The sequence below is a fragment of the Sphingobium olei genome (genome assembly GCF_042678845.1).
GTDB classification, from domain to species: domain Bacteria; phylum Pseudomonadota; class Alphaproteobacteria; order Sphingomonadales; family Sphingomonadaceae; genus Sphingobium; species Sphingobium olei.
The window spans coordinates 182,307-208,841 of sequence record NZ_JBHTLS010000135.1; the positions used below are offsets into that span (position 1 = coordinate 182,307).

Genomic DNA, 26,535 nt, shown 5'->3' on the forward strand with positions numbered 1-26,535 from the left:
AGGGCGGATTCGCCAAGCTGCGTCACCCCGGCTCTTACAGCCGCAGCCCCGCCGTTTCCGGCAATCCCGCCAGGATGTTGAGGTTCTGCACCGCCGCGCCGGCCGCGCCCTTGCCCAGATTGTCGAGCGCCGCAACCAGCCGCGCCTGCCCCGTATCTTCGTTGCCGAAGACGAACAGAGCCAGACGGTCGGTCGCGCCGACATGCTCCAGCGTCACGCCGCTCATGCCCGCGCTCTCCTCCGCCGACGCCACGCTGACGATCGGCGATCCGGCATAGGCCTGGGCCAGCGCCGCGCGGATGTCCTCCACCGTCGGCGCGTCGGGCATTGCGCGCAATTGCAACGGCACTTCCACGATCATGCCGCGATAGGCGTTCGCCACGGCCGGGGCGAAGAGGGGCGGGTACGCCAGCCCCGAATAGCGCGTCATTTCCGGCACATGCTTGTGCGCCAGCGTCAGCCCATAGGGGCGGAAGGCGCTGGGGCTTTCCACCTCGCCCTCATATTCCGCGATCATCGCCTTGCCGCCGCCCGAATAGCCCGACGCGCCGGAAACGGTGACCGGCCAATCCGCGGGCAGCAGCCCCGCCAGCACCAGCGGCCGCACCAGCGCCAGGAAGCCGGTGGGCCAGCATCCCGGATTGGCGACGAACCGGCTCTGCGTCAGCCTTTCCCGATGGCCCGGCTCCAGTTCGGGAAAGCCGTAGGTCCATCCCTCTGCCACGCGATGCGCGGTGGACGCGTCGATCACGCGCGTGCGATCATTGTCGATCAGCGTCACTGCCTCGCGCGCCGCGTCGTCGGGCAGGCACAGGATCACGATGTCAGCGGCATTCAGCGCGTCCCGCCGCGCCACCGCATCGCGCCGCCGCTCTTCGGGCACGGTGATGATCGACAGTTCGGGCCGACCCGCCAGCCGTTCCGCGATCTCGATGCCGGTCGTGCCGTGGCCGCCGTCGATGAAGACCTGCGTGGTCATGGCGCGATCCTCCGCCTTGCGATGATCGGCTGCGCGTGGGCATCCGCCAGGCGCGCCACTACATCGGCCAGCGGCTCTTCCACCACCGCCATCCAGTAGGCGTTGGCGTGCAGCAGCATGCGCGCATCGGTCATGATGCCGACGTGGCGTGGAAAGAAGATCAGGTCGCCCCGCTGCAACGGCGTGTCGCTGTCGATCGGCGCGCCCACGCCCTCGCATTGCAGGTCGGTGTCGCGCGGCGCTGCGATCCCGACCCGCGCCAGCGCCACCTGCACCAGCCCCGAACAATCGATGCCGCGATGCCCGCGTCCGCCCCAGATGTAGGGCTGGCCGATATGGCGCCGCGCCGCCTCCACCCAATCGTCGGGCTTCGCCGCAACCGGCTCCACATGGCGCAGGTGGACATGGCCTTCCGCGCAGGCCAGGAAATCGCCCTGCGGCTCGCCCGAAATTAGCGCGCCCATCGGCCAGTAATCCGCGATGGGCGACTTGATGTCGGGCATGCTGAACAGCGGGGCGGTGTCGGCGATCACCCGATGCGTGGCGGTCTCCAGCGCATCCAGCGCCTCGCGCCGGACATAGCCGACATAGCCGTCATGGCCGCAAAAGCCCCACGCCCAATCGGTCGTGACGTCCAGCGCATGGAATGTCTCGCCGCGCAAAATCTCGCTCACGGCTTCGGCCGTGGAGGAAGCGGACGACAGGACAGGCGTGCCCGCCGCCACGCAGGTCAGCGCCACGGCGCGGGCATAATGGGCCGAAAACAGCGTCCCCGCCAGCGACAGGTCGGCCAGGTCGCCGCGCGCCGCATGGACGCGCCGGTCCAGCGCTATCGATCGGCCGTCGAGGCGGAAACGGGTCCGTTCAGCCGACGCGGTCTTTATGGGGGTGTTCATGCCTTTCATCGCGCGCGGTTCCTGCGATGAAATGGTGAAAGGCGTCAAGAAATTCCGCCCCTTTGGGGGTGCGGGTGATGAAAATATTGCGCCGATCCGCCGCATCGCGCTCCCGCCGCAGATATCCAAGCGCCGACAATTTGTTCAACGCCCGCGTGATGACGGGCTTGGATACGTGCAGCGCTTCGGCAAGGCCCCGCACCGTATGCGGCCCTTGTCCGATATAGACCGTCATCATCAACGCCATCTGACGGTTGGTAAGGTCGGGCTTGCCCGACCGGACATAGTCCACGAGTGTCCGCATCCATTGGCCCAAAGGCTGCAGGCCGGGACGTTCGATTTCGATGGGTGCGGCGTGGGCGTTCATGTCGCCTTAACGCATGATTCCCAATCCGGTTGCGTAACGGAGAAGGCCGGCCGCAATGCCCTATGGCGCACGGCCGTAGCGTTGCTGCAACAGGCGGAAAACGGCCCTCAGCCCCAGCGCCTCGCCCCCCTTGGGCCGTCCGGGTTTTGCAGCCGGGCGCCAGGCGAAGGTGTCGAGATGCAGCCAGGGCGTGCCCTCCGGAACGAAGCGCTTGAGGAACAAAGCGGCGGTGATCGCGCCGGCGAATCCGCCTTCGCCCGCATTGTTGATGTCCGCCACGTCGGACTTCAGCATATCGGCATAGCCATCCCACAGCGGCAACCGCCATGTCGGATCGTCCACCTCCGCGCCCGCCGCAGCCACCTCCGCCGCCAGCGATTCGTCGTTGGCGAAGAGGGCGGGCAGGTCCGGTCCCACCGCCACCCGCGCCGCGCCGGTCAGCGTCGCGAAGTCCACGATCAGCTCGGGTTGCTCCTCGCCCGCGCGCACCAGCGCGTCGCCCAGAACCAGCCGCCCTTCCGCGTCGGTATTGCCGATCTCGACTGTGATCCCCTTGCGCGTGCGCAATATGTCGCCGGGGCGGAAGGCGTTGCCGCCGATGGCATTTTCCGCCGCCGCGATCAGCAGGTGCAGCCGCACCGGCAACCGCGCCGCCATCACCAGCTGCGCCAGCGCCAGCGCATGCGCCGCGCCGCCCATGTCCTTCTTCATCAGGCGCATCCCGGCGGAAGGCTTGATGTCCAGGCCGCCGCTGTCGAAACAGATGCCCTTGCCCACCAGCGCGACGCGCGGATGCGCCGGATCGCCCCAGCTGAGTTCGACGAGGCGCGGTGCGAACGCCCTGTCCGCCGCCTTGCCGACCGCGTGTATCATGGGATAGCCCTGCTCCAGCGCGTCGCCCCGCGTCACCGTCACGCTCGCGCCGAACGCCTTGCCGATCGTCTCGGCCGCCGCTTCCAGGTCAGGCGGTCCCATGTCGGCGGCGGGCGTGTTGACGAGGTCGCGGACCAGCGCAACCGCCCTGGCGATCTGCACCGTCTGCTCGATCCGCGCGACATCGCCGGTCAGCAGCACGCGCGGCCCCACCGGCTTGTCCTCGACCCGATAGCGGTCGAACCGATAGTGCGCCGTCAGCCAGCCGAGAGCCGCCGCGCCCGTCGATCCCTCCGCCAGCCGATATGTGCCCTCGGGCAAAGTCTCGGCCGCGCGCGCCAGGCACCAGGGGCCAAGCGCCTGCCGGTCGGCGACGCCTGCCGCCACGGCCCATTCCTCTCCCTCGGCGGGGATGATCGCGACCTCGTGCGGCTTGCCCTTGAACTTCTGCGCTGCCGTCACCGCGCGGACCGGGGCGGGCTGGCCTCCAAGCCACGCGTCGAACCCGTCCGCATCGACGATATGGATCGATCGAGCGGGTTGCTGGTTGTCGATTTTGATGAGGTCGGCAAGGTCGGTCATGCACCGGGATGTAAGGGAAAGCGGTTCGCGATGAAAAGCGCAAACTTCGTCGCCCCGCCCGCACGGATGGCCCCTTCTTCCTTTGCGAGATCCGCTCGAACGGCCTAGTCTCAACCCATAACCTAAAAGGAGATGGATCATGATGCACGGTGACGATCGCAGCCTTCAGGCCGCCCGCGCGCGGGCCTATGCGCTCGCGGAAAGCGGGCAGTTCGACAACAGCCATGCGGTGCAGCAGGCGCTGGTCGCGGAAGGCTGGGCCAATGCCGGCCGCGCGCTCGATAGCGACTATGCGCGCAAGGCCATCGGCGAAAAGTGCCGCGCGGCCCAGGCGCATTGACGCGGGCAGGGCTGATGCGGGGAGGGCGATCGGCCTGGCTGGCGGCGGCGGCCATCCCGCTCGCCGCCTGTTCGCCGCAGCAGGAGGACGCGCCAGCCGGCAACGCCGCCGTGAATGCGGCCGCCAGCCGCTATATCGACAAGATGATCGGCAAGCCGCCGCCGGCGCCGCCGGCCAAGGCGTTCCGGCAGGAGGACAAGACCGACCTGCTCGAATTTGCCTATTCCTATCCGGCGCAGGCGGCCGTGATACCGACCCTGGTCGCCAAGTTCGCGCGGCAGATGGAAAGCGCGAAAGACGGCGCGCTCAAAATGGCGCGCGAGGATAGCGCGTCTGCCAAAAAATCCGGCTATCCTTTCCGCCCGCACAGCCTGTCGGTCGAATGGACGGTCGCGGCGGATACGCCTCGCTTCCTGTCGCTCCAGTCGGAAAACTACACCTATACCGGCGGCGCGCACGGCATGACCGGCTATGAGGTGCTGCTGTGGGACCGGGCGCGGGACCGGGAAGCCAGCGTCAAGGCGCTGATGACCTCGGAACAGGCCTTCAAGGCCGCGATCGCCAAGCCCTTCTGCGCCGAACTCGACAAGCAGCGCGCGGAAAAGCGCGGTGCGCCAGTGGTGCGCAGCGGCAACGTCGATTTCACCGCCTGCATCGACCCGATGGAACAGGTGCTGGTTCCCACCTCGAAGGACGGCAAGCTGATCGACAGCTTCACCGTCGTCGTCGGCCCGTACAGCGCCGGCCCCTATGCGGAAGGCACCTACGAAGTGCCGGTCCCGGTGACCGCAGCGCTGCGCAAGGCGATCAAGACCGAATATCAGGACGGGTTCGTAAGTTCTTCACCACTCCCTCACTCGTCACCCCGGCCTTGAGCCGGGGTTCCGCTACGGCTGGCGGGAAGCAGGTCGGAAAGAAGCGGGAGCCCGGGGTGACGTGAAATGCGGGGCCGGCACCGGTCGTTCAGACGCCCTCTAAACCGGCACCCCGTACAGGTCATGCTCGTCCGCATCCTCGATGCACACGTCGATCATGTCGCCCGGCTTCAACCCCGCGCCCACGTCGCGCAGGAAGACATTGCCGTCAATCTCCGGCGCGTCGGCCTGTGAGCGGGCGGTCGCGCCGATGGAGCCGTCCTCCTCGTCCGGTTCGCCCACCTCGTCGATGATGACCGGCAGCACGCGGCCGACCTTCGCAGCCAGCTTGGCGGCGCTGATCGCGGCGGTCTTTTCCATGATTCGCTGGTAGCGTTCTTCCTTCACCTCTTCCGGCACTGCGCCGGGCAGTTCATTGGCCGCCGCGCCCTCCACCGGCTCGAAGCGGAACGCGCCCACCCGGTCCAGCTGCGCCTCGTCCAGCCAGTCGAGCAGATACTGGAAGTCCGCCTCGGTCTCACCCGGGAAACCAACCACGAAGGACGAGCGGATCGCGATATCCGGGCAGATATCCCGCCATTTGCGGATGCGGTCCAGCACCTTGGCTTCGTTCGCGGGCCGCTTCATCGCCTTCAACACGGAGGGTGCGGCATGTTGAAACGGAATGTCGAGATAGGGGGTCAGCAACCCCTCGGCCATCAGCGGCACGACATGGTCGACATGGGGGTAGGGGTAGACATAGTGCAGCCGCACCCAGGGCGCGCGCCCCTCGGCGGTGCGCAATTGCCCCAGCTCGCGCGCCATGTCGGTCATGTGCGCGCGCACCTCGCGGCCTTTCCACAGGCGCGGTTCGTGCCGGGTGTCCACGCCATAGGCCGATGTATCCTGGCTGATGACCAGCAGTTCCTTGGTCCCCGCCGCCACCAGCTTCTCCGCCTCGCGCAGCACCGCGTCGATGCGCCGCGAAACAAGGTCGCCACGGATCGACGGGATGATGCAGAAGGAACAGCGGTGGTTGCAGCCCTCGGAAATCTTGAGGTAGCTGTAATGGCGCGGCGTCAGTTTCAGCCCGCCTTCGGGCACCAGATCGACGAAGGCGTTGGGAATGGGCGGCGACGCGTCATGCACGGCATTGACCACCTGCTCATATTGATGCGCGCCCGTAACCGCCAGCACCTGCGGGAATTTCGCGCGGATCACGTCCGCCTCGTCCCCCATACAGCCGGTGACGATCACGCGGCCATTCTCCGCAATCGCCTCGCCGATGGCTTCGAGCGACTCTTCCTTCGCGGAATCGAGGAAGCCGCAGGTGTTGACCAGCACCACGTCCGCGCCGGCATAGTCGGCGGACATCTGATATCCGTCGGACCGCAGCTTGGTCAGGATGCGCTCGGAATCCACCAGATTCTTGGGACAGCCAAGCGACACCATGCCCACCTTCGGGGCGTCGGGAATTTTCGTTGCCATGATCGCCGCGCACATAGGGATTTTCGCGCCCAATGTCACGCGGTGGCGATTCAGCCGCTTAGCGCCGCTGCATCGCCCTCCACGATCTCGATGATGCAGTCGCCGGTCTGGAGCTTTTGCGCCTCCGCTTCCCAGAAGCCGATCGGCCGGTCGTCGCGATAGATGCGCACGCCTAGACCGGTACGGATCGCGGACAGCGGCCCGCCGATCTCCTCGGGCAGCACCGCCCGTTCGTGGAGCTTCACCCGCCCGCCCGACGCGGCGAGGTCCGCCATATAGTCCGCGATATGCTTGCCGCTCGTGCTCCCGGCCAGCAGCAGCCCGGCAAAGCTGGTGGGGTTGATGACCGTGGTCGCGCCTGCCTGCCGCGCGGGCAGTTCATTATCCTCGTTGCGCACCACGATGCTGATCGGCAGGCGCGGGGCCAGGTGGCGCGCGGTCAGGGTGATGAGGATCGACGTATCGTCCCGCCCGGCCGACACGATCATGCTGCGCGCCCTGTGGATCGCCACGTCGGTCAGCGTCCGGTCGCGCGTCGAATCGCCGCACAATATGTTGCACCCCAGCGCTTCGGCGATGCCCAACGCCTTCTCGCTGCCGTCGATGACCACGATTTCGCGCGGGTCGGTGCCGCGCGCCAGCAGTTCGTTCACCGCCTCCTGCCCGCTGGTGCCGAACCCGGTGACGACGATATGATTGTGCAGATCGGCCTGAATACGCGCCATGCGCCACCTGTAGAGGATGTTGCGGAAGAAGAGGTTATAGGCGGTTCCGAGGAAGATCAGCCATACGAACAGCCGGATCGGCGTCACGAAGATGGATTCGAACAACCGCGCCTCCGGCGTCACCGGCACGATGTCGCCATAGCCCACGGTCGTCACGGTGACCGTGGTGAAATAGAGCACGTCTATGAAGCTGATCTGGTCGTCGTAATTGTCCTTCAGGCCCTCGCGCCCGAACCAGTGCAGCGCCAGCACGATCGCGACCAGCCCGAACACCAGCCCCAGCCGCCAGACGAGGTCCACCCACAGCGGCAGGGCGGACCGCCGCCGCAGGAAACCGGCCTTGTCGGGCCTGATGTCGGGGTCGTTGATCCTCACCGCGACGGCTGTCTCCTTCGCTGTCTCACTTCGGCGTCAGCGCCGTCACCCCGCCCATATAGGGAGCCAGAACCTCCGGCACCGTCACGCTGCCGTCGGCCTGCTGATAATTTTCCAGCACCGCCACCAGCGTCCGCCCCACGGCAAGGCCGGAGCCGTTCAGCGTATGGAGGAAGCGCGTCGCCTTCTCGCCCTCGGGCCTGTAGCGCGCGTTCATCCGCCGTGCCTGAAAATCGCCGCAGTTGGAAACCGAACTGATCTCGCGATAGGTCTGCTGGCTCGGCAGCCAGACTTCGAGGTCATAGGTCTTGCGCGCGCCAAAGCCCATGTCGCCGGTGCAGAGCAGCATCTTGCGATAGGGGAGCCCCAGCGCCTGCAATATGCCCTCGGCGGCCGCGCACATGCGTTCATGCTCGGCCTCGGACTCTTCGGGCGCGCAGATCGCGACCAGCTCGACCTTCTCGAACTGGTGCTGGCGGATGAAGCCCCGCGTGTCGCGCCCCGCCGATCCCGCCTCCGACCGGAAACAGGGCGTCAATGCCGTCAGCCGCAGCGGCAGGCTGTCGGTCGGCACGATCTGCTGCGCGACGAGGTTGGTGAGGGAGACCTCGGCGGTCGGGATCAGCCAGCGCCCGTCCGTGGTCTTGAACAAGTCTTCCGCGAACTTGGGCAACTGCCCCGTCCCGAACAGCGCCTCGTCCTTGACCAGCAGCGGCACGGCCGTTTCCTCATAGCCGTTCTGCGCCGTCTGCGTGTCCAGCATATACTGCGCCAGCGCCCGGTGCAGCCGCGCCATCTGCCCCCGCAGCGCCGTGAAGCGCGCGCCGGAAAGCGCCGCGCCGCCTTCGAAATCCAGCCCCAGCGCCGGCCCGAAATCGGCATGGTCCTGGGCCACAAAGTCGAACTGGCGAATCTCGCCCCAGCGGCTCACTTCGACATTGCCGGCTTCGTCCGCACCCTCCGGCACATCGTCGGCGGGCAGGTTGGGGATGGCCGCGAGCATCGCGGTCAGCGCCTCGCCGGTCTCCCGGTCCTCCGCTTCCAGTGCGGGCAGCCGGTCCTTGAGCGCGGCGACCTCCGCCTTCAGCGCCTCGGCGGTCGCGGCGTCCTTCGCCGCCATCGCCTGCCCGATCAGCTTGCTCGCCTCGTTGCGGCGGGCCTGCCCCTGCTGCAACTCGGTCTTGATCGCGCGGCTCTTCTCGTCGACCGCCAATATCTCGGCGGACAGCGGCGACAGGCCCCTCCGGCCAAGGGCGGCGTCGAAGGCGGCGGGGTTTTCGCGGATGAAACGGATGTCGTGCATGGGGCAGCGCTATGCCGCCGCGCGATGACCCGCGCAACCCCGCGCCCGCTCGTCCGTTCACCCTGCATCACCCAAATAGCCAAGGAGACGGACGATGCAGATCGATCATGACGCGATGGTGCTGGTGGCGGACGGGCGCAAGCTGCTCTTCTTCCGCAACAAGGGCGACGCCGCCTATCCCAATCTGGAGGCGGAATCGGTGACGCAGCAGGACAATCCCGCCCATCTGGATCAGGCGTCGGACAAGGCCGGCCAGTCCTCCAGCACCGGCACCGCGTCGGGCACGATGGGCGAGAATAACTATCACGAACTGGAGGAACAGCGATTCGCCGCCGAGGCCGCCGACCTGCTCAAGCGCCGGGCGCTCGCCAACGACTATGAGAAGCTGATCATCGTCGCCCCGCCGACCGCGCTCGGCGAAATGCGCAAGCATCTGCACAAGGAAGTGCAGGACCGGCTGGTGGGCGAGATCGCCAAGGATCTGACCAACCATCCCGTGCCGGAGATCGAGAAGCTGATCGCGGCCAGCTAGTCACCCCGGTCGAGCGCAAACGGAAAAGGGCGGCCCGTCGCCGGACCGCCCCTCTTCCCGTTCAGTGCCTGCCGTCAGGCTGCGGCCTTCGCCTTGCGCTCGGCGAAGCGCCGGCGGGCGACCAGCGCCACCGCGGCGGCCCCGAACAGGAGCACCATGGGCGGCGCGGGCACATCCGTACCGCCGGTGCTGCTCGAACCCCCGCTCGAACTGCTGGATGAGGAAGAACTGCTGGAAGAAGAGGAGGACGAAGAGCTGCTGCTGGTCGATCCCGTGCTGCCGAAGCTGGACGAGCCGCCCGACGAGGAGGAACTGCTGCTGCTCGACGACGAACTGGACGAGGAGGAAGACCCGCTCGACCCGGAGCTGCCGTGACCATGGCCCGGCTTCCCGCCGCTCGATCCGCCCGAGCTGCTCGACGAGGAGGAACTGGACGAAGAGGAGGACGAGCTGCTCGAACTCGACGAGGACGAACTGCTCACCCCCGAAGAAGTCGAAACGTTGCCCGACGATGTGGAGACATTTCCCGAAGAGGTGGAGACGTTGCCCGACGATGTCGACACGCCGCCGGTCGAGGTGGACACCCCGCCGGTCGATGTCGATACCCCGCCCGTTGTGGAGCTGGTCGAGCTGCTGATGCCGCCGGTGGAGCTGCTGGTCGAGGAGATCACGACCGACCCGCCGCCACCGCCGCCGCTGCCGCCGAAAAAGCCGCCGATGAAGCCGCCGCCGCCAAATCCGCCGCCGCCGCCCATCACCACCGGCACCGCGCCGCCGCCGGACACGACCGGCATTTCCGCCATTGGCGCAGGGGCGGGCAGGGGAACGGGGCCGGGCTGGCTCGTCACGGTCACCGTCTGCGGGGCGCAGGCGGTCACGGTTTTCACCACCTTGCGCTTCACGGTGCGCACGGCATAGCGCTTCTTGGGCGCGGCCTTCATGCTCTTGCTGCTGTGGACCACAGCCGGACGCGCGCTTTCTGCCACATGGACGGCCCCGCCGCCGATGATCGCCCCGCCGCAGGTGCAGGCGCATAATTTGGCCAGTGCCATCCGTACCGACATAGGTTCCACTCTGTTCTGTTTGCCCCCGATGGCCCTTGCGCCGGACGGGCCGGGCGGTGCCTTCGGGAATTTCCTTTGCGCAAGAACGCAAAAGAAACAGTTAACTGCAATCTCGTTAACTCTGAATCTGCCGGTGGAGTCGAGAGAATAAGGCGGCTTTGCTCAACCGATATGGTTAACGTCCCACTATGGGACGGCGGCCGCCGCGGCGGTTAAGACGTGCAAGGCCATCCGGTCCGCCCGCTTCCCTCTCGCGACGACTCGCAGGGTATGACATCGCCTGCGCGCCATGGACCCCACAGGGCGCTTGTGTCCGTTCGCCGCCATGGCTATGAGGCGCGCACAATCAAAGTGATAGGCGTCGGACGCCACAGCGCCGGGGCCTTTACGAGTCGGAGAGCCAGATGGCATCGGTCCTGAATTCCGATAAAGACGGTGAAAAGCCGCCGAAATCGACTGTAACGCTTCCCGCCGATTACCGGCCGTCCCCCGACGAGGAATTCATGAATCCGCTGCAGCTGGAATATTTCCGGCAGCGGCTTTGGGACTGGAAGAAGCAGATCCTGGCCGAAGCGGAAGGCACGCTCGCCGTGCTCCAGAACGAGCCGCTGCGCGAACCCGACCTCAACGATCGCGCGTCGAGCGAGACCGACTGGTCGATCGAACTGCGCACCCGCGATCGCCAGCGCAAGCTGATCTCCAAGATCGACGCCGCGCTCCGCCGCATCGACGAGGGCGAATATGGTTACTGCGAAGTGACCGGGGAGCCCATCTCCCTCGGCCGCCTCGAAGCCCGCCCGATCGCCACGATGACCGTGGAAGCACAGGAACGGCACGAGCGGCAGGAAAAGATTTCCCGCGACGATTAACGCTTTTTCCATGCCGCCGCCCTAGGATGGTCGCCACGATGAACAGGGCGATCGGGTTTGCGGATGAGTGACGGGCAGGACATTTCAGACCGTGGACCGGCGCGGACCGCGCCGCGCGATAGTCTGTTCCTGCTGACCAGCCTTGTAAGCGCGGAAGGCGTCGCGCTCGGCAAGGCGCGCGTGCGCAACCTGTCTGCGTCGGGCCTCATGGCCGATTGCGAGCGCGCCGTGCCGGCCGGCATCCGCGTAACGTGCGAGCTACGCGGCGTGGGGCAGGTGAGCGGGACCATCGCCTGGGCGCGTGACGAAAAGATCGGCATGGCCTTCGACGTCCCTATCGACCCGCAACTGGCGCGAAAGCCCATCTCGACCGCCGGATCGCAATCCTTGCCGGACTATCTGCGCATCGCGCCCTTGCGGCGGCGCTGACCGCTTATTTCCGTCCATCCGCCAAAAGAAAACCCCGCTGACCGGATGTCATCGGGGCTCTTCTGGATCGTCCGTCATGCCGCGGGGTCAGGGCCGGCAGCGCCTGCTCGGCCCGACCCGCGGCAAGGGCAGCATGTGTCGATCAGTGCTGCGCGGCCATCTCCTCCTTCAGCCGCAATTTCTGCTTCTTGAGCGAAGCCACCAGGATGGCGTCGGGCATGGGCCGACTCGTCTCCGCCTTGATTCGCGCCTCAAGGCCGGCATGCTTGGCTGAAAGAGCTGAAATGTGGCTATTTTCCATGACATTCTCCTTACGAGGGTGATGGATGACGAAGTAGATCATGATTCGCGGGCGCTGTCTCGCCATGTTTGGGTCTTTGCGGCGGACTGCCGGCAATTTTGCGATGGCCCGCATTGCCCGCGCCCGCTATCAAGGCGGATAGGACGGTCGGTCGCAGGACGGAAAGGGGCGGGGTGAGCCGGGAAGACATCATGCGCCGCTTGGAACTGCTGCGGGTGGAGCATCGCGACCTCGACAGCGCGATCGCGGCTCTCGCGGCGGCGGGCGGCGGCGACCAGATGCAGATCGCGCGCCTCAAGAAGCGCAAGCTGCGGCTGCGCGACGAGATCGCCGTCCTGGAAGACGCGCTCGTCCCCGACATCATCGCCTGACGCGAGTCTGGCTGTTCCCGGCCAACCGATCCCAAATGGGACAAGCTGCCGCCGTCCGCCTTGGCGGGCCTGACAAGCGCCGGAAACTGTGGCAATCATGATGGCATGCGAAGCGCAGCCTTTCTTGATCGCGGACTTCACCGCCGCCTGGTGGACGGCCTCTATGTCGAAGCCATGGTGATGGCGGACGAGGCCCGCACCTATTTCGACAAGGGTGCCCCCCGCGACGAAGGCGATGACCCGCTGCGCCGCGTCGCCTTCGCCTGCGAATCGCTCAAGGTCACTACCCGGCTCATGCATGTCATCGCCTGGCTGCTCAGCCAGCGGGCGTGGCAGCGCGGCGAGATCGGTGACGAGGAACTGGTGGACGAGAAATACCGGCTGGGCCGCGCCGCCGCCAGCGATCCGGCGCTGTCCGCCACCTTCGCCTTCGCCGCCCGCGCGCTTATAGAGGGAAGCCAGGATCTTTACGAGCGGGTGGTGCGGCTCCAGGACCGGATGGACTTGATGATGGAACAGGGACCGGCCGAGGATATGAGTCCCGCCCGCGCCCTGCTCGACCGGCTGAACCAGGCCTTCTGAAACCGGCGGAGCGGTGGAACGCCGCGCTTGGTTGGGGCTGGCGCTCCGGCCTCCATTTGGTCTAGACCCTCGCGCATGACCGATGGTTTGCGGACAGGACGCCGCGTCTCAGGCCCACCGCATGCCCGCAGGCTTCTCCTTGCCTCGTTGCTGCTCGCCATCCCCTGCCTGGCCCACGCGCAGGAAACCGCTGCTTCGCCCGACCAGCCGCTCGACGCCATGCCCGACATCGGCATCGACTGGCCCGACATGGGCCAGCCCGACACCGTCGCCCCGCTGCCCCCGGACCCCACCGACACCCGGCCACTCGCCGCCGGCGACGCCGCCCCCGCCGATGTTCCGCCCGACGACGCGCCCGAAGCCGTCGTGGCGGACGCGGGCGAGGAGCGCCGCTACAGCGTGCAGCTGGCGGGCGTGGACGCGATTGCCGACGCCCGGTTCAACCAGCGCTTCGATCAGCTCTCGGCCCTGCGGCAGGAAGACGGCAAGGCCGCGAATCTGGCCCAGATCAACCGCCGCATGAAGGAAGACGGCGAACTGCTCGACCGGCTGCTGCGGGCGAAGGGCTATTATGCCGCGCGCATCCGCAGCGCCGTCACCGCGCCGGCGGGCGGCGACCGGCTGCTGGTGCGGTTCGACGTCAATCCGGGGCCGCTCTATCTGCTCGATTCCATCGATCTCATCGGCCTTGCCGAAACGGCAGAGCGGGAGGCCGATCTGCGCGCCGCCTTCCCGCCCAAGGTCGGCGATCCCGTCGATGCCGACGCGATCCTCGCCGGGCGTGACGCGTTGGCGACGAAGCTGGCCGAAAGCGGTTTCCCCTTTGCCCGCGTCGATGAACCGGACGTCCGCATCGACCATGAAGAGCGCAAGGGCGATCTCGACATGATCGTCGTGCCCGGCGGCTTCCGCCGCTTCGGCGCGATCCGGGTGGAGGGCGACGATCCGCTGTTCAGCGCCCATCATGTCCAGGAAATCGCCCGCTTCGATCCCGGCGATCCCTATATGGCGTCGGACGTGGAGGATCTCCGCCGCGCCATCGTCGCCACCGGACTCGTCTCGTCGGTCAGCCTGAAGCCGGTCGACGCGGGCGATGGCGAGCATGTCGACATGGCGGTCGACATGCGCCCCGCGCCGCTGCGCACCATTGCCGGCGAACTGGGTTACGGCACCGGCGAAGGCTATCGCGCGGAGGTCAGCTGGCAGCACCGCAACTTCTTCCCGCCCGAAGGCGCGGTGACGCTGCGCGGCGTCGTCGGTACGCAGGAGCAGACGGCGTCCTTCACCTATCGCCGCAACAATTTCAAACGGCGCGACAATGTGCTCACCGGCCTGCTGTCGGTCAGCAACATCCGCCGCGACGCCTATGACGCGCGCACGATCAACGTCTCCGGCTTTCTCGAACGGCAGACTAACATCCTGTTCCAGAAGAAATGGGTCTGGCGCATCGGCGGCGAACTGATCGCCTCGGACGAAGCGGACGCCTTCTCCGGCGGCGCGCGCCGCACCTTCCTCATCGGGGCGGTTCCGGTCAGCCTCACCTATGACGGCAGCGACGATCTGCTGAACCCCAGCAAGGGCTTTCGCCTGGGCGGCCGCCTCAGCCCCGAACTCTCCTTCCAGGATCATACGTTCGGCTACGCGAAGGTGCAGTTGGACGGCAGCGTCTACCAGCCGGTGAACGACCGCACCGTGGTGGCAGCGCGCGCCCGTTTCGGCACGATCCTCGGCTCCACCGTCGATCAGATCGCGCCCTCCCGCCGCTTCTACGCCGGCGGCGGCGCGTCCGTGCGCGGCTATGGCTATCAGGCGATCGGACCGCGCTACGGCCCGGACGACAATCCGGTGGGCGGCAAGAGCCTCGCCGAATTTTCGCTGGAGGCGCGGGTGCGCTTCGGCGATTTCGGGGTCGTGCCCTTCGTCGATGCTGGCAACATCTCCACCAGCTTCCTGCCGCGCTTCCGCGACCTGCGCATCGGCGCAGGTGTTGGCGTGCGCTATTACAGCAATTTCGGCCCGATTCGCGTGGACGTCGGCACGCCGCTCAACCCGCAGTCCGGCGATCCCAAGATCGCCGTCTATGTCTCGCTCGGGCAGGCCTTCTGATGAGCGACGCCGCCCCCGTCGGTCCGCCCCCGCCGCCAGTGCCGCACCGTCGCGCCTGGGACGGGCGCTGGCAGCGCTGGGTCGCTGGCATTCTCGCCGCGCTGCTGCTCATCGTCGCGGGCGCGCTCGCCTGGCTCGACACCGATGGCGGCCACCGCTTCCTCGCCAGCCGGGTCGCGACCATCAGGTCGGCGTCTGGACTGAAGATCAGCGTCGGATCGATCGAAGGCAGCATCTACCGCAAGGCGGTGTTGCGCGACCTGACCCTCTCGGACCCCAAGGGACGCTTCCTGCACGCGCCGCGCGTGGAACTGGACTGGTGGCCATTCGCCTGGGCGTCGAATCGGCTGGACATCGACCGCCTCGTCATCCCGCAGGCGACGCTCTACAAATTGCCGAAGCTCAACCCGACGCAGCGGCGCGGGCCGATACTGCCCGGCTTCGACATAAGGCTGATGCAGTTTTCCGTCGGCCGGCTCGATCTCGCGCCCGCCATCACCGGCCGGGCGCAGACCGCGACCCTGGCGGGCGATGCCGACATTCGCGGCGGCCGCGCCATCATCGACCTGTCGGCCCGCACGCTCGACGGCGGCGACCTGCTCGCGATCGCGCTCGACAGCCGACCGGACGATGACCGCTTCTCGCTCGATGTGACGGTGAACGCGCCCAAGGGCGGCGTGCTGGGCAAGATGGCGGGGCTCGTCCAGGCGGCGAACCTGCGCATCGGCGGCAAGGGCAGTTGGAGCCGGTGGGACGGCCGCCTGGCCGCCACGCTGGACGCTGCGCCCGCCGCCGATTTCGTGCTGGCGGCGCGCAGCGGCGCCTATTCCGCGCGCGGCTCGATCGAGGGTAAGGCGATCGCCGGCAACGGACTGCTGCGCCGCCTGGCCGACCCGCGCCTTTCCGTCCGCGCCAGCGGCACGATGATCGACCGCGTGATCGACGGGCGCATGACGCTTCAGTCCGCCGCTTTCGATCTGGCCGCCGATGGCGCGATCGACCTGCGCAACAATGCGCTCGACAACATACTAATATCCGTAACGCTTCCCCGGCCGCAGGCGCTGGTGAAGAATATGCGCGGCAACGGCGTCTCGGCGCGGGTGCGGCTGGACGGCGGCTTCGACGCACTGGGCTACGAATATCTGCTCACCGCCCGCGACATCGCCTTCGACAAGACCGTGATCCGCGATGTGCGCGCGCAGGGCAAGGGGCGCACTGTGCGCTCCGGCCCGGTCCTGGTGCCGCTCAGCCTCCGCGCCAGCCGGCTGGAAGGGCAGGGTGATCTGGTGGCGGGCATCGTCCGCAATTTTCAGATCGACGGGGTGCTCCAGATCATGGGGCAGCAGATCGTCAGCAATCCCATGCCCTTCCGCTCCGACAAGCTGCGCGGCAAGTTGGTCATGCTGCTCGACCTTGCCAGCGGCCGCTATGATTTCGGCCTGGACGGGCAGATCAACGGCCTCTTCATCCGCAATTTCGGCATCGTCGACCTGACGTCCAAATTGCGCGCGGTGCCACGCCGCGACGGCGGCTTCGGCCTCAGCGGATCGGTGGCCGCCCGCGTGCGCCGGCTCGACAACGACTTTCTGCGTACCCTGGGCGGCGGATTGCCGACAGCACGCAGCCGCATCGAGCTTCTGCCCAACGGAAACATCGCCATCACCGGCCTGACGCTCAATGCGCCGCTGCTTAGCCTCACCGCGTCGGGCCTGCGCCATCCCGACCAGACGCTGCATCTGGAAGGCAGCGGCCGCCATGCGCGCTACGGGCCATTGCGGCTGACGCTCGACGGCATGATCGAGCGGCCGGAAATCCACCTGCTGCTGCAACGCCCGCTGGATGCGCTCGGCCTGCGCGACGTAAGCGCACACCTCGTTCCCGACGCAAACGGCTACAGCTACACGGTGGAAGGGGGCTCTACGCTCGGCCCCTTCACCGGCCGGGGCGTCATCCTGCTGCCGGTCGGCGGGCAGGCGGTGGTCCGCGTCGCCAATCTCGCCGTCTCGGGCGTCACTGCCAGCGGCGACATCCGCCCGCTCCCCGGCGGCCTCGACGGCCAACTGGGCGTGATCGGCCCCGTCACCGGCTATGTCAATTTCCGCCCGGTCGACGGCGTGCAACAGGTTCAGCTCAAGCTCACCGCCAGCGACGCCAGCTTCGACGGCCCCACCGTCATCGCCGTGCGGCGCGGCACGCTCGACGGCACCCTCCTGCTCGATCCGTCCGGCACCACGGTCAACGCCACCGCCCAGGCGCGGGGCCTGCGCGTCGGCGGCATCCTGCTCGGCCGCTTTGCCGCCAATGCCGAACTGACCGATGGCAGGGGACGGGTCAAGGGCAGCCTGTCGGGCCAGCGCGGCCGGATCTTCGACATTCAGGCCGATGCCGAGGTGGAGCCGGACCGCATCCGCTTGTCGGCGCAGGGCACAATCGACAAGCGCGCCATCCGCCTGGGCCGTCCCGCGCTCTTCACCCGGACGGAGGATGGCTGGCGGCTGTCGCCGGCGACCATCGGCTATGCCGGCGGATCGCTCCAGCTGGCGGGGGAACTTGGCAGCGCGACCACCCGCATAGAGGCGCGGATGGAAAGGCTGCCGCTCTCGCTGCTCGACATCGCCTACGACAATCTGGGCCTCGGCGGGCTCGCCACCGGATCGCTCAGCTATGCGCAGCCGCGCGGCGGCGGCCTGCCGACGGGCAAGGCGGAACTGCGCATTCGTGGCCTCTCCCGCTCCGGCCTCTCCCTCAGTTCCCGGCCGGTCGATGTCGGCGTCAACGCCGTGCTGACCGACAGCCGCCTCGCCACCCGCATGGTCTTCGTTGCGGACGGCCGGACCATCGGACGGGCGCAGGCACTGCTTAGCCCGCTGCAGCCGCAGGGCGGCCTTGTCGAACGTCTGAACCGCGCGCCCTTCTTCGCGCAGCTTCGCTATAACGGCACGGCCGACACGCTCTGGCGGCTGACCGGCGTGGAGATCGTCGACATCGGCGGCCCGGTCGCCGTGTCGGCCGACATGCGCGGCACGCTGGGCGAGCCGGTCATTACCGGCACCTTCACCACCGATGGCGCCACGATCAACAGCCCCGTCACCGGAATGCGCCTGCGCGCCGTGCGCGCGCGTGGCCGCTTCTCCGGCGCGCAGCTGGTCATCTCCGACTTTTCCGCCACGGCGCAGAATGGCGGCGGCGTGACCGGCAACGGCCGCTTCACCTTCAACGGCATCGCGGGCGTGGGCATGGACCTCGCGCTTCAGGCGGACAATGCCGCTCTGCTGGAACGCGACGATATCGCCGCGACCGTGACCGGCCCCATCACCCTCCGCTCGGATGGCGTGGGAGGCAGCATTGGCGGCGATCTCGTCCTCAACCGCAGCCGCTTCACCATGGGACGCGCGGCCGCCGTCGCGGAAATCCCTGAATTGCGCGTGGTGGAAATCAACCGGTCGGGCGAGGAGATAGAGCGCCCCCGCACCAACATCCCCTGGTCGCTCGCGATCAAGGCGCGGGCGCGCAACCGCCTGATGGTGACCGGCCTCGGCCTCGACAGCGAATGGCGCGCCGATCTCGACATTGGCGGCACGGTCGTCAATCCCGCGATCGCCGGCCGGGCGCAGCTGGTGCGCGGCAATTATGAATTTGCCGGCCGCCGCTTCGAACTGCGCGAAGGCAATATCCTGTTCGACGGCAAGGTGCCGACCAATCCCACGCTTGACATCAGTGCGGAGGCGGACGTCAGCGACTTGTCCGCCACCATCCATGTCGGCGGCACCGGCCTGCGCCCCGACATCACCTTCACCAGCACGCCCGCCATGCCGCAGGACGAGCTTCTGTCCCGCATCCTCTTCGGCACCTCCATCACCAACCTGTCCGCGCCAGAAGCGCTCCAGCTCGCCTCGGCGGTGGGCTCGCTCCGGGGGCAGGGCGGGCTCGACCCGATCAACGCGGTGCGCCGGGCGGCGGGCCTCGACCGGTTGCGCATCATCGCCGCCGATCCGACGCAGGGGCAGGGCACGTCGATCGCGGCGGGCAAATATCTGACCCGCAAGACCTATGTCGAACTCATCACCGACGGGCAGGGCTATAGCGCCACCCGCATCGAATATCAGGTGACGCGCTGGCTCTCGCTGCTCGCCGCCATTTCCACGCTCGGCCGCGAAAGCGCCAACGTGCGCGTGTCCAAGGATTATTGATCGTGACCAGAAGCCGTATCGACGCCGCCGCCGCGATCAGTGTCATGGACCTGTTCACCATCGGCATCGGCCCGTCCAGCTCGCACACGGTCGGCCCCATGCGCGCCGCGCTCTTGTTCATGGACTCGCTGCCGGCGACGCCCATCCGCGTCCAGTGCGAACTGTTCGGATCGCTCGCACTGACCGGCCGGGGCCACGCGACCGACGGCGCCATCCTGCTCGGCCTGTCGGGCCACCGCCCCGAAAGCGTTGATCCAGACGCCATCCCCGCTATCCTCGCCGCGATCCGGAAGGAAGGCCGTCTCCGCTTCGGCAGCGCGCTGGGCGGCCATGTCCCCTTCGACGAGCAGCGCGACCTCCTTTTCCGCATGGGCGAATTCCTCGAAGCGCACAGCAACGGCATGCGCTTTTCCGCCTGGTTTGAAGGGCAGGACGACCCCTTCGTCCGTGACTATTACTCCATCGGCGGCGGCGCGGTGCTGCCGGGCGATGTGCCGGTCTGCGACGATACGCCGCTCGGCCACAATGTCGTTCAGCCGCACCCCTTCTCCTCCGGCGCGGAAATGCTGCGCCAGGGCGAGGAAAGCGGCCTCTCCATCGCCACGCTCGTCCTGCGCAACGAGGGCGCATGGCGCACGCAGCGCGAGACGGAAGCCTTCCTGGACGCCGTCATCGACGCCATGTCCGCCTCGATCGACCGTGGGCTGGAGCAGGAGGGGCTGCTGCCCGGCGGGCTCAAGGTCCGCCGCCGCGCCCGCGCCATCCACCAGCGGCTCAGGCTCCAGCAGGACGCGCTCGGCCCTGCGCAGATCTTCGAATGGGTCAGCCTGTTCGCGCTCGCCGTGAATGAGGAGAATGCGGCAGGCGGCCGCGTCGTCACCGCGCCCACCAATGGCGCGGCGGGCGTCATCCCGGCCGTGCTGCATTATTATCGGCGCTTCGTTCCCGGCGCCGATCGCGACGGGGAGCGCCGCTTCCTCTTGACCGCCGCCGCCATCGGCTTCCTCTACAAGAAGCGCGCCTCCATCTCCGCCGCCGAAATGGGCTGCCAGGGGGAGGTCGGCGTCGCCTGCTCGATGGCCGCCGCCGGCCTAGCCGCCGTGCTGGGCGGCACCAACGGGCAGGTGGAGAACGCCGCCGAGATCGGCATGGAGCATAATCTCGGCCTGACCTGCGATCCGATCGGCGGCCTGGTCCAGATCCCCTGCATCGAACGCAACACCATGGGCGCGGTCAAGGCGATCAACGCCGCCTATCTCGCGCTTCAGGGCGACGGCCGCCACATCGTCAGCCTCGACGCGGTGATCGAAACGATGCGCCAGACCGGCGAGGACATGGCGAGCCGCTACAAGGAAACCTCGCTCGGCGGCCTTGCCGTCAATGTGGTGGAGTGCTGAGTCAGCCGGTCGCCCCACAGGCTCCACTCCGCGACGAGCGGAGCCGCAACCGTGCCCTTAATGCCACAGTTTCAGATGTTTATCTCAGGTTCATGAAACAAAACGGGTCTGCTCCGGCTTTGGCGTCTCACCCCTGACAGGGGAAAAGAGAATGACAATCGGAGTATTTCCTATGCGTAAGTTGATGGTCGCAACCCTTCTGGCCGGCGCCCCCTTCGCAACCCCCGCGCTCGCGCAGGACGTGAACCCCACCTTCACCGGCCCCCGCGTCGAAGCCATCCTCGGCTACGACCATGTCGGCGCTGGCAGCGATTTCGACAATGACAATGGCCGCGACGATCAGTCGATCGACGGCCTGCTCTACGGCGTCGGCGTCGGTTATGACGTGAACCTGGGCAGCGCGGTCGTCGGCGTCGAGGGCGAATATACCGACTCCACCGCCAAGAGCGACCGGTTCGATCCCACCGACCAGTTCGGCTTCGGCCGGGTGAGCCAGGGCCGCGACCTCTATGTCGGCGCGCGCGCGGGCATCCTCGCCGATCCCTCGACCCTCGTCTACGTGAAGGGCGGCTACACCAACAGCAAGCTGAACGTGCTGGCCGGCAACACCAACGAAACCACCGACACCTCGTTCAAGCTGGACGGCTGGCGGATCGGCGGCGGCGTCGAGCGCGCGATCAACGCCAACACCTTCGCGAAGCTGGAATATCGCTATTCCAACTATACCGACGGCAAGCTGGATTTCCCCAACGGCGCGACCAGCGAGCAGTTCAACGTCGACACCGACCGGCATCAGGTGGTGGCGAGCGTCGGCTGGCGCTTCTGATCCTCTGCCTTTGCAGCGGAGAAGGGGCCGGAGCAATCCGGCCCCTTTTTCCTGTCCGCCCTTTCGGAGCGCCTGCGGCAATGCTATTTACAGCGATGTGAGTAACGCGATTCCCCACCTGTACCCCGTCGGCATCGATCCCGAAGACATCGACTTCATGGGCCATGTCAACAATGCCAGCTATCTGAAATGGGTGCAGCACGCCGTGCTCGACCACTGGCGCGCGCTGGCCCCGGCCGAAGCGGTGGCCCAGCATCTCTGGGTCGCCCTCAAGCATGAGATCACCTACCGCAAGCCCACCTTCCTCGACGATGAGGTGATCGCCACCGTCCTCCTGGAAAAGGTGCAGGGCGCGCGCGCCTTCTACGAAACCGTCATCCGCCGCGGCGAGGAAGTGCTGGCGGAGGTCAAGTCCAGCTGGTGCTGCATCGACGCCGACACCCTCCGGCCGGCGAGACTCGCCCGCGAGGTGATCGAACGCTTTTTCACGGGTGAGGGCGACGCGGGGCGGTGAGGGGCTGAGCGAGGGAGGGCCGGACGCAATCCCACCTCCGCCGCCCGCTCCCGTCATCCCATCTCTCCGTCCTCCCGGCGAAAGCCGGGATTTCCAGGCCATGTCTTTTCCCTCACACGCCATTCCGGCGTCGCCGGAAGCAGCCTTCGGAGTGGGCGAGCCGACGCTTAATCATTGATTTTCATGTCTGTCCTGGATCACCGTGCCCGGCCGCCTCGCAGGACATGGTTTAGGCATTCTTTACCTGAATTTGGCAAGTTGCGGCTCCCATGAAGCTGTCCCTGCCCCGCACGATGTCCGTTGCCACCAAGGCCGCGATCACGCTTTCGATCGTTGTCGGATTGCTGTTCCTGGTATCGGGCATGGCCGCCTATTTCGACATCAGGCGCCAGGCTTTGAGCGAGGCGCTTGTTCGGCTGGACAGCCAGAACAGGCAAGTGGCGGAGCTTCAGGAAGGTCGTTTCACCCGACTCCGCGCCGCGCATGAACATGCAAAGCAGCTGTTGCTTGCCGAACTTGCCCAGGGTGCGAACCCGGATGACGCGCGCAACCTCGACACCCTCTTTCCGCGCGACCATCGCGGAGGGCGTCGAAGTGCGGACTTGTTGTTTGATGGAGGCCAGACCCCGTTCGGTTATGTTCGCGGGGTAGGCGCCTATATCAGGGAGGAACCGGATGCCCGCCAGCGCGCGCTCATCCTCCGTGCCACGCGCGTGGCGCACGCAGTGGGAGAGGGCATCCGCCCCGACCTGAAAAGCCTGTATTTCTTCACGCCGGGCAACACGCTCATCATGTTCGCGCCCGACCGCGCGGACCGGTTGGGCTTCTATCGCAAGAAAGCGCCCGGCAACCTCGATTTCCAGCAGGAGACATTCGCGAAGATCAGCACGCCTGAGCTAAATCCGTCTCGATCCACCCGCTGCACCCCCCTGGTTCACATCTTATACGACAAGTCGGGAAAAACCTGGACGACGGGCTGCATGACTCCTGTCGATTGGAACGGGCGTCACATCGGAACCTGGGGAACAAGCCTTTTGCTGGATGACCTGCTGTCAGCCGATGAATTGCAGGCTCTGCCTTCAACCGACACGGTGCTTGTTTCTGGCGAAGGGATGTTGATCCGGCACCCGCGCTATACGCATCAAAGCAAGGCCGCACCGGAGCAGCTGCTGGATCTCAGGAGTACGCGAAATCCAGAGCTTCAGGCTTTGTGGCAGTTCATCCGCAGCAACGCCAGCGGCTCCTTTTTAGGCCATGTGCCGCAGTTGGGCGCGCATGTGTCGATGCGCAGGATTGGCACTCCTGGCTGGTATATACTGACCATCCAGAATGACGCGGTAATACAATCGGGGGCCGTGCGCGCCGTTGCGCGCGTCGCGATCACCGCCATCCTTTGTGTTTTGCTTCAGGTCGTCGCTATCAGTCTGCTTATCCGACGCTATGTCGGGAAACCGCTCGCGCAACTGACCGACCGCACCCGAGCATTGAGTCAGCGCTTCCAAACGATGGCCGTTCCTTCATCCCGCACCAAAACCGGACGCGACGAAGTGGAGCAGCTTGCGCACGATTTCGATGACATGGCTGACAAGCTCACAGGCGCGCATCGGGATCTGGAGCAGCAGGTCGCGCAGCGTACCGACCAACTGCATCGCGCCAACCTGGAGCTAAGCCGACTGGCTGACTGCGACACGCTTACCGGTGTTCCGAACCGTCGGCGCATCGTTCAGGATGTGGAACAACGGTTGATGCTGCACAACCCGCGCCGGCTCTACATGCTCGTGATCGATATCGATCACTTCAAGCGCGTGAATGATAGCTACGGCCATCTCGTAGGTGATCGGCTGCTGACCGACATAGCGCACGATGCGCGGGCGCTCTTGCGGGATAATGACCTGTTCGGCCGGATCGGCGGCGAAGAATTCATGGCCCTGATCGAGGCCAGCGGGCCTGACGAAGCAACCATCGTGGCCGAACGGCTGCGTTCCGGCATCGCCAGGAAGAACCGGACGTTCGTCGAAGGGACCGGGGGAGAAGTAACCATAAGCATCGGCATCGCCAATGCCGATAATCGATCGTCATTCGCCGAACTCTATGCGGCGGCGGACGCGGCCCTCTACGAGGCGAAGCATCAGGGGCGCAATCGATGGGTGCTCGAAGAGGCGTGCAGGCCGGGTCAAATATCCGGCACCAGTGTCGACATGGACATCGGCTCCGACCCAACGACCGATTGAGAGAAAAGGGGAGCTGGTATCTCCTGTGATCCAGGGCGCTGCCGGTCCGCTATCGACTGATATTGGTCGTCCCGGACAAGCCCATCGAACGCCCACGCCGGATCGCTACTCAACGTCGCAATCTTCCTGTCCTACAGCGCCCGTTCCTGATCCAATGGCAGGGATGCGCACCCCAACCCCCACGCCGCCGCCCCCTCTCGCACCCCGTCGCGAAGCTGTCGCGCCGCCGTGACGCTGGGGGCGCGCGGGTGTGACCTTGGCGGCGCGCGGGCGGCGCGCCGCTGTCGCTTCGCCGTCCCGATTTCTGCTAAACCGGGCGGGAAAAAGGCGATAACGGTGTGAACTTCACCTGTCGCGTTTCAGGCAGGGGCGAAGGGGCCGCTAGAGCGTCGCTTCGATCTCGCGGGCGGCAAGGTCGGGGTCTTCCGCCAGGCTGATGGGCCGTCCCACCACCAGGATGGACGCGCCCCGGTCCAGCGCCTCGCGGGGGGTGACGGCGCGCTTCTGGTCGCCCTTCGCGCCGCCCGCGGGCCGCACGCCCGGCACCACGAAGAAACCGTCGCTCCACGCCTGCTTGACCATCGCCACTTCCTCGCCGGAACAGACGATGCCGTCCAGCCCCGCGCTCTGGGCCAGGTCGGCGAGGCGGCGGACCTGGTCCTGCGCCCTGCCGCCCACACCGATGTCGAGCAGGTCGGCGTCGTCCAGGCTGGTCAGCACCGTCACCGCCACCACCTTGGTGTTGACGCCCGCCGCCGCCTTCGCATCCTCCAGCATGGCGCGGCCGCCGGCGGCATGGACGGTCAGGATCGCCGGCTCCAGCATGTGCAGCGCCTGCACCGCCTTCGCCACGGTGTTGGGGATGTCGTGGAGCTTGAGGTCGAGGAAGATCGGCAGGCCGAACTTCGCCATTTCGTGCACGCCATGATGTCCGTTGGCGCAAAAGAATTCGAGGCCGAGCTTCAGGCCCCCGACATGCCGCTTCACCTGGGCGGCGAGCGTCTCCGCCTTCGCCAGGTCGGGCGTATCGATGGCGACATAGACGGGGCTGCTCATAAGGATCCTGTGCTCTGGGGCGTGACGGGGGGAAGGGGGGCGGGGATATCGGTGGCGGAGCCCGCCTGCGCGTCGGGCACTGCGACGGGCGCGCTCGCCGCCGTCGCCGCCGCCAGCGCACGTTCGCTGCTGTCCATCTGCCGCCGCAGCCGCCAGCGCGTCACCCGCGCCATGATCCAGAAGGGCAGGGCGCCTGCGAGGAACGCCAGCAGGATCGGGAACCACACCCGCGTTTCCCAGACGATGTCGCCCCAGATCTTGATGTCGAGCGGCTTGTTGTTCGCCTTGAAGAACAGGGCGGCGGCCACGGCGATGACGACCCAGAAGGCGGTCCGCAAAAACTGCATCGGCTGTTACCCTTGCTGCCAGATTTGAAGGCAGCTTAGGCGAAGGAAGCCGATTGCGGAAGCGCCTCGTCGCCTTTGTGGACCGCGACGGTCATGCCGATCCTGCTCTGCCGGCCCGGATCGACCACCGCCATGCCGCCGCGATGGATGGCATCGGGCATGTGGCTGACGGGTTCGAGGCAGAAAAAGTCGAGGCCCGGCGGACGATAGACGTGCAGCCAGTCGACCCCGTCGCCCGTCAGCACCAGCCGCAGCCCGTCGCCCCGCTCCACCCGCGCGACGCCGCTCCAGCCGCCATAGACATTGTCGATCAGGCTGTCACCCAGCACCGGGGACGGCCTCGACCAGTCGCCAAGCGCGTCGGCGGGTGCTTCCCGCTCGGGCAGCATGTCGGGCGTGGAAAGCCACAGGCTCCCCGCGTCGAACTGCAAGCGCGTGGCCGCGTCGGCGGCGAAATAGGGGTGGAAGCCGAGGCCCGCCGGCATCGGCCGGTCGCCCTCGTTCGTGATCGTCAGCGTAAGGGAAAGGCTGCTCTGTGTCAGCACGACCGTCTGCTCCGCCCGATAGGCCCAGGGCCAGCCCGCGTCGCCCCCATGCTCATGCACCAGCGTCGCGTGGCGCTCGCTTGTCTCGACCGCCATCCATGCGGTCTGCCATCCAAAGCCGTGCAGGCTGTGCGGATGGTCGCCGAAGTTCAGCGGCAACTGGCAGGTCGTTCCATCGAAGGTGAAGCGACCGTGCGCGATGCGGTTGGCATAGGGCACCAGCGGAAAATTCGCCGTCTCCAGCGGATCGGTCGCTCCGTCAGGGGTGCGACGCAGCAGGTTCGCTCCATCGGCGGCGAACCACAGCAGAACCCCGCCGAGCGAGGGCGAGAGCGCCGCTTCCAGCGCCCCCGCCTTTAGGATGATGCAATCCTCTTCGCCCGTCCGACCCAT

Annotated in this window: 27 protein-coding genes; 16 read left to right on the plus strand and 11 right to left on the minus strand. The window is 67.0% G+C overall.

Annotated features, from left to right (window positions below):
- Positions 1–34 precede the first annotated feature (34 nt).
- From argC to ACFQ24_RS20690, 4 genes are read right to left on the minus strand one after another with little or no spacing between them, the layout of a single operon-like run.
- The gene (gene argC, locus ACFQ24_RS20675) at positions 35–979 is read right to left on the minus strand and encodes an N-acetyl-gamma-glutamyl-phosphate reductase (protein ID WP_380914719.1); all 945 of its coding nucleotides are present in this window, start codon (positions 977–979) and stop codon (positions 35–37) included.
- Positions 976–1,884, minus strand: coding sequence for a C40 family peptidase (locus ACFQ24_RS20680; RefSeq protein WP_380914721.1), 909 nt, complete (start codon positions 1,882–1,884; stop codon positions 976–978). The genes argC and ACFQ24_RS20680 overlap by 4 nt, the downstream gene beginning before the upstream one ends.
- Positions 1,844–2,242 carry a MarR family transcriptional regulator gene (locus ACFQ24_RS20685; protein WP_380914723.1) on the minus strand — a complete coding sequence of 133 codons (399 nt, stop codon included), beginning with the start codon at positions 2,240–2,242 and terminating at the stop codon, positions 1,844–1,846. The genes ACFQ24_RS20680 and ACFQ24_RS20685 overlap by 41 nt, the downstream gene beginning before the upstream one ends.
- A gap of 60 nt (positions 2,243–2,302) precedes the next feature.
- Complete coding sequence (locus ACFQ24_RS20690) at positions 2,303–3,697, minus strand: leucyl aminopeptidase family protein (RefSeq protein ID WP_380914725.1); 1,395 nt, start codon at positions 3,695–3,697, stop codon at positions 2,303–2,305.
- 139 nt (positions 3,698–3,836) lie between these two features.
- Here ACFQ24_RS20690 and ACFQ24_RS20695 point away from each other — a divergent pair, with 139 nt between their 5' ends.
- Positions 3,837–4,037: a hypothetical protein gene (locus ACFQ24_RS20695; protein ID WP_066766153.1), complete on the plus strand. Its 201-nt coding sequence runs from the start codon at positions 3,837–3,839 to the stop codon at positions 4,035–4,037.
- A 14-nt stretch (positions 4,038–4,051) separates the two neighbouring features.
- Positions 4,052–4,912: a DUF4163 domain-containing protein gene (locus ACFQ24_RS20700; RefSeq protein WP_380915439.1), complete on the plus strand. Its 861-nt coding sequence runs from the start codon at positions 4,052–4,054 to the stop codon at positions 4,910–4,912.
- A 99-nt stretch (positions 4,913–5,011) separates the two neighbouring features.
- Here the strand turns inward: ACFQ24_RS20700 and rimO are convergent, their stop codons facing one another.
- The 3 genes from rimO to serS are packed head-to-tail and all read right to left on the minus strand — an operon-like array spanning position 5,012 to position 8,782.
- On the minus strand, positions 5,012–6,394 hold the full coding sequence (rimO, locus tag ACFQ24_RS20705) for a 30S ribosomal protein S12 methylthiotransferase RimO (protein WP_380914727.1): 1,383 nt from the start codon (positions 6,392–6,394) through the stop codon (positions 5,012–5,014).
- A gap of 35 nt (positions 6,395–6,429) precedes the next feature.
- A complete protein-coding gene (locus tag ACFQ24_RS20710; RefSeq protein WP_380914729.1) occupies positions 6,430–7,479 on the minus strand; it encodes a potassium channel family protein in 1,050 nt (349 codons plus the stop codon).
- A gap of 25 nt (positions 7,480–7,504) precedes the next feature.
- On the minus strand, positions 7,505–8,782 hold the full coding sequence (gene serS / locus ACFQ24_RS20715) for a serine--tRNA ligase (RefSeq protein ID WP_380914731.1): 1,278 nt from the start codon (positions 8,780–8,782) through the stop codon (positions 7,505–7,507).
- A gap of 94 nt (positions 8,783–8,876) precedes the next feature.
- Between serS and ACFQ24_RS20720 the strand changes: the two genes are divergently transcribed.
- The 6 genes from ACFQ24_RS20720 to ACFQ24_RS20745 all read left to right on the plus strand — a co-directional run bounded on the left by ACFQ24_RS20720 (position 8,877) and on the right by ACFQ24_RS20745 (position 11,676).
- A complete protein-coding gene (locus tag ACFQ24_RS20720) occupies positions 8,877–9,314 on the plus strand; it encodes a host attachment family protein (RefSeq protein WP_380914733.1) in 438 nt (145 codons plus the stop codon).
- Between the two features lie 156 nt (positions 9,315–9,470).
- On the plus strand, positions 9,471–9,689 hold the full coding sequence (locus ACFQ24_RS20725) for a hypothetical protein (protein WP_380914735.1): 219 nt from the start codon (positions 9,471–9,473) through the stop codon (positions 9,687–9,689).
- A gap of 126 nt (positions 9,690–9,815) precedes the next feature.
- A complete protein-coding gene (locus tag ACFQ24_RS20730; RefSeq protein WP_380914737.1) occupies positions 9,816–10,232 on the plus strand; it encodes a hypothetical protein in 417 nt (138 codons plus the stop codon).
- 21 nt (positions 10,233–10,253) lie between these two features.
- Positions 10,254–10,529: a hypothetical protein gene (locus tag ACFQ24_RS20735; protein WP_380914739.1), complete on the plus strand. Its 276-nt coding sequence runs from the start codon at positions 10,254–10,256 to the stop codon at positions 10,527–10,529.
- 253 nt (positions 10,530–10,782) lie between these two features.
- Positions 10,783–11,247 carry an RNA polymerase-binding protein DksA gene (gene dksA, locus ACFQ24_RS20740; protein WP_066770934.1) on the plus strand — a complete coding sequence of 155 codons (465 nt, stop codon included), beginning with the start codon at positions 10,783–10,785 and terminating at the stop codon, positions 11,245–11,247.
- Positions 11,248–11,310: 63 nt separating this feature from the next.
- The gene (locus tag ACFQ24_RS20745; RefSeq protein WP_380914742.1) at positions 11,311–11,676 is read left to right on the plus strand and encodes a PilZ domain-containing protein; all 366 of its coding nucleotides are present in this window, start codon (positions 11,311–11,313) and stop codon (positions 11,674–11,676) included.
- 142 nt (positions 11,677–11,818) lie between these two features.
- Here ACFQ24_RS20745 and ACFQ24_RS20750 read toward each other — a convergent pair whose 3' ends face one another.
- On the minus strand, positions 11,819–11,977 hold the full coding sequence (locus ACFQ24_RS20750) for a YdcH family protein (protein WP_082733637.1): 159 nt from the start codon (positions 11,975–11,977) through the stop codon (positions 11,819–11,821).
- A gap of 191 nt (positions 11,978–12,168) precedes the next feature.
- Between ACFQ24_RS20750 and ACFQ24_RS20755 the strand changes: the two genes are divergently transcribed.
- The 8 genes from ACFQ24_RS20755 to ACFQ24_RS20790 all read left to right on the plus strand — a co-directional run bounded on the left by ACFQ24_RS20755 (position 12,169) and on the right by ACFQ24_RS20790 (position 24,194).
- A complete protein-coding gene (locus tag ACFQ24_RS20755) occupies positions 12,169–12,348 on the plus strand; it encodes a DUF465 domain-containing protein (protein WP_066770936.1) in 180 nt (59 codons plus the stop codon).
- A 105-nt stretch (positions 12,349–12,453) separates the two neighbouring features.
- The gene (locus ACFQ24_RS20760) at positions 12,454–12,930 is read left to right on the plus strand and encodes a DUF1465 family protein (RefSeq protein WP_380914744.1); all 477 of its coding nucleotides are present in this window, start codon (positions 12,454–12,456) and stop codon (positions 12,928–12,930) included.
- A 75-nt stretch (positions 12,931–13,005) separates the two neighbouring features.
- Positions 13,006–15,036 (plus strand): autotransporter assembly complex protein TamA, encoded by a 2,031-nt coding sequence (locus ACFQ24_RS20765; RefSeq protein WP_380914746.1) that lies wholly within the window; start codon positions 13,006–13,008, stop codon positions 15,034–15,036.
- Positions 15,036–19,226 (plus strand): translocation/assembly module TamB domain-containing protein, encoded by a 4,191-nt coding sequence (locus tag ACFQ24_RS20770; RefSeq protein WP_380914748.1) that lies wholly within the window; start codon positions 15,036–15,038, stop codon positions 19,224–19,226. Before ACFQ24_RS20765 ends, ACFQ24_RS20770 begins: the two co-directional genes overlap by 1 nt.
- A gap of 2 nt (positions 19,227–19,228) precedes the next feature.
- Positions 19,229–20,623: an L-serine ammonia-lyase gene (locus ACFQ24_RS20775; protein WP_380914750.1), complete on the plus strand. Its 1,395-nt coding sequence runs from the start codon at positions 19,229–19,231 to the stop codon at positions 20,621–20,623.
- Positions 20,624–20,795: 172 nt separating this feature from the next.
- On the plus strand, positions 20,796–21,449 hold the full coding sequence (locus tag ACFQ24_RS20780; protein ID WP_380914752.1) for an outer membrane protein: 654 nt from the start codon (positions 20,796–20,798) through the stop codon (positions 21,447–21,449).
- Between the two features lie 97 nt (positions 21,450–21,546).
- Complete coding sequence (locus ACFQ24_RS20785) at positions 21,547–21,963, plus strand: acyl-CoA thioesterase (protein WP_380914754.1); 417 nt, start codon at positions 21,547–21,549, stop codon at positions 21,961–21,963.
- 269 nt (positions 21,964–22,232) lie between these two features.
- Complete coding sequence (locus tag ACFQ24_RS20790) at positions 22,233–24,194, plus strand: GGDEF domain-containing protein (protein ID WP_380914756.1); 1,962 nt, start codon at positions 22,233–22,235, stop codon at positions 24,192–24,194.
- 381 nt (positions 24,195–24,575) lie between these two features.
- Here ACFQ24_RS20790 and pyrF read toward each other — a convergent pair whose 3' ends face one another.
- Genes pyrF through ACFQ24_RS20805 form a run of 3 tightly spaced genes read right to left on the minus strand, consistent with a single transcriptional unit; the run spans position 24,576 to position 26,535 of the window.
- A complete protein-coding gene (gene pyrF, locus ACFQ24_RS20795; protein ID WP_380914758.1) occupies positions 24,576–25,250 on the minus strand; it encodes an orotidine-5'-phosphate decarboxylase in 675 nt (224 codons plus the stop codon).
- Positions 25,247–25,597, minus strand: coding sequence for a lipopolysaccharide assembly protein LapA domain-containing protein (locus ACFQ24_RS20800; protein WP_380914760.1), 351 nt, complete (start codon positions 25,595–25,597; stop codon positions 25,247–25,249). Before ACFQ24_RS20800 ends, pyrF begins: the two co-directional genes overlap by 4 nt.
- A 35-nt stretch (positions 25,598–25,632) precedes the next feature.
- Positions 25,633–26,535: an aldose 1-epimerase gene (locus ACFQ24_RS20805; protein ID WP_380914762.1), complete on the minus strand. Its 903-nt coding sequence runs from the start codon at positions 26,533–26,535 to the stop codon at positions 25,633–25,635.

What these genes read in the sequence shown, in the direction of transcription:
- ACFQ24_RS20780 (WP_380914752.1), top strand. Translation starts at nt 20,796, where the DNA reads ATGCGTAAGTTGATGGTCGCAACCCTTCTGGCCGGCGCCCCCTTCGCA.
- ACFQ24_RS20800 (WP_380914760.1), bottom strand. Translation starts at nt 25,597, where the DNA reads ATGCAGTTTTTGCGGACCGCCTTCTGGGTCGTCATCGCCGTGGCCGCC.
- ACFQ24_RS20700 (WP_380915439.1), top strand. Translation starts at nt 4,052, where the DNA reads ATGCGGGGAGGGCGATCGGCCTGGCTGGCGGCGGCGGCCATCCCGCTC.
- ACFQ24_RS20680 (WP_380914721.1), bottom strand. Translation starts at nt 1,884, where the DNA reads ATGAAAGGCATGAACACCCCCATAAAGACCGCGTCGGCTGAACGGACC.
- rimO (WP_380914727.1), bottom strand. Translation starts at nt 6,394, where the DNA reads ATGTGCGCGGCGATCATGGCAACGAAAATTCCCGACGCCCCGAAGGTG.
- ACFQ24_RS20755 (WP_066770936.1), top strand. Translation starts at nt 12,169, where the DNA reads ATGCGCCGCTTGGAACTGCTGCGGGTGGAGCATCGCGACCTCGACAGC.
- ACFQ24_RS20790 (WP_380914756.1), top strand. Translation starts at nt 22,233, where the DNA reads ATGAAGCTGTCCCTGCCCCGCACGATGTCCGTTGCCACCAAGGCCGCG.
- ACFQ24_RS20725 (WP_380914735.1), top strand. Translation starts at nt 9,471, where the DNA reads ATGGGCGGCGCGGGCACATCCGTACCGCCGGTGCTGCTCGAACCCCCG.
- ACFQ24_RS20745 (WP_380914742.1), top strand. Translation starts at nt 11,311, where the DNA reads ATGAGTGACGGGCAGGACATTTCAGACCGTGGACCGGCGCGGACCGCG.
- serS (WP_380914731.1), bottom strand. Translation starts at nt 8,782, where the DNA reads ATGCACGACATCCGTTTCATCCGCGAAAACCCCGCCGCCTTCGACGCC.
- ACFQ24_RS20685 (WP_380914723.1), bottom strand. Translation starts at nt 2,242, where the DNA reads ATGAACGCCCACGCCGCACCCATCGAAATCGAACGTCCCGGCCTGCAG.
- pyrF (WP_380914758.1), bottom strand. Translation starts at nt 25,250, where the DNA reads ATGAGCAGCCCCGTCTATGTCGCCATCGATACGCCCGACCTGGCGAAG.
- ACFQ24_RS20770 (WP_380914748.1), top strand. Translation starts at nt 15,036, where the DNA reads ATGAGCGACGCCGCCCCCGTCGGTCCGCCCCCGCCGCCAGTGCCGCAC.
- ACFQ24_RS20765 (WP_380914746.1), top strand. Translation starts at nt 13,006, where the DNA reads ATGACCGATGGTTTGCGGACAGGACGCCGCGTCTCAGGCCCACCGCAT.
- ACFQ24_RS20690 (WP_380914725.1), bottom strand. Translation starts at nt 3,697, where the DNA reads ATGACCGACCTTGCCGACCTCATCAAAATCGACAACCAGCAACCCGCT.
- ACFQ24_RS20720 (WP_380914733.1), top strand. Translation starts at nt 8,877, where the DNA reads ATGCAGATCGATCATGACGCGATGGTGCTGGTGGCGGACGGGCGCAAG.
- ACFQ24_RS20760 (WP_380914744.1), top strand. Translation starts at nt 12,454, where the DNA reads ATGCGAAGCGCAGCCTTTCTTGATCGCGGACTTCACCGCCGCCTGGTG.
- ACFQ24_RS20750 (WP_082733637.1), bottom strand. Translation starts at nt 11,977, where the DNA reads ATGGAAAATAGCCACATTTCAGCTCTTTCAGCCAAGCATGCCGGCCTT.
- dksA (WP_066770934.1), top strand. Translation starts at nt 10,783, where the DNA reads ATGGCATCGGTCCTGAATTCCGATAAAGACGGTGAAAAGCCGCCGAAA.
- ACFQ24_RS20735 (WP_380914739.1), top strand. Translation starts at nt 10,254, where the DNA reads ATGCTCTTGCTGCTGTGGACCACAGCCGGACGCGCGCTTTCTGCCACA.
- ACFQ24_RS20805 (WP_380914762.1), bottom strand. Translation starts at nt 26,535, where the DNA reads ATGGGTCGGACGGGCGAAGAGGATTGCATCATCCTAAAGGCGGGGGCG.
- ACFQ24_RS20695 (WP_066766153.1), top strand. Translation starts at nt 3,837, where the DNA reads ATGATGCACGGTGACGATCGCAGCCTTCAGGCCGCCCGCGCGCGGGCC.
- argC (WP_380914719.1), bottom strand. Translation starts at nt 979, where the DNA reads ATGACCACGCAGGTCTTCATCGACGGCGGCCACGGCACGACCGGCATC.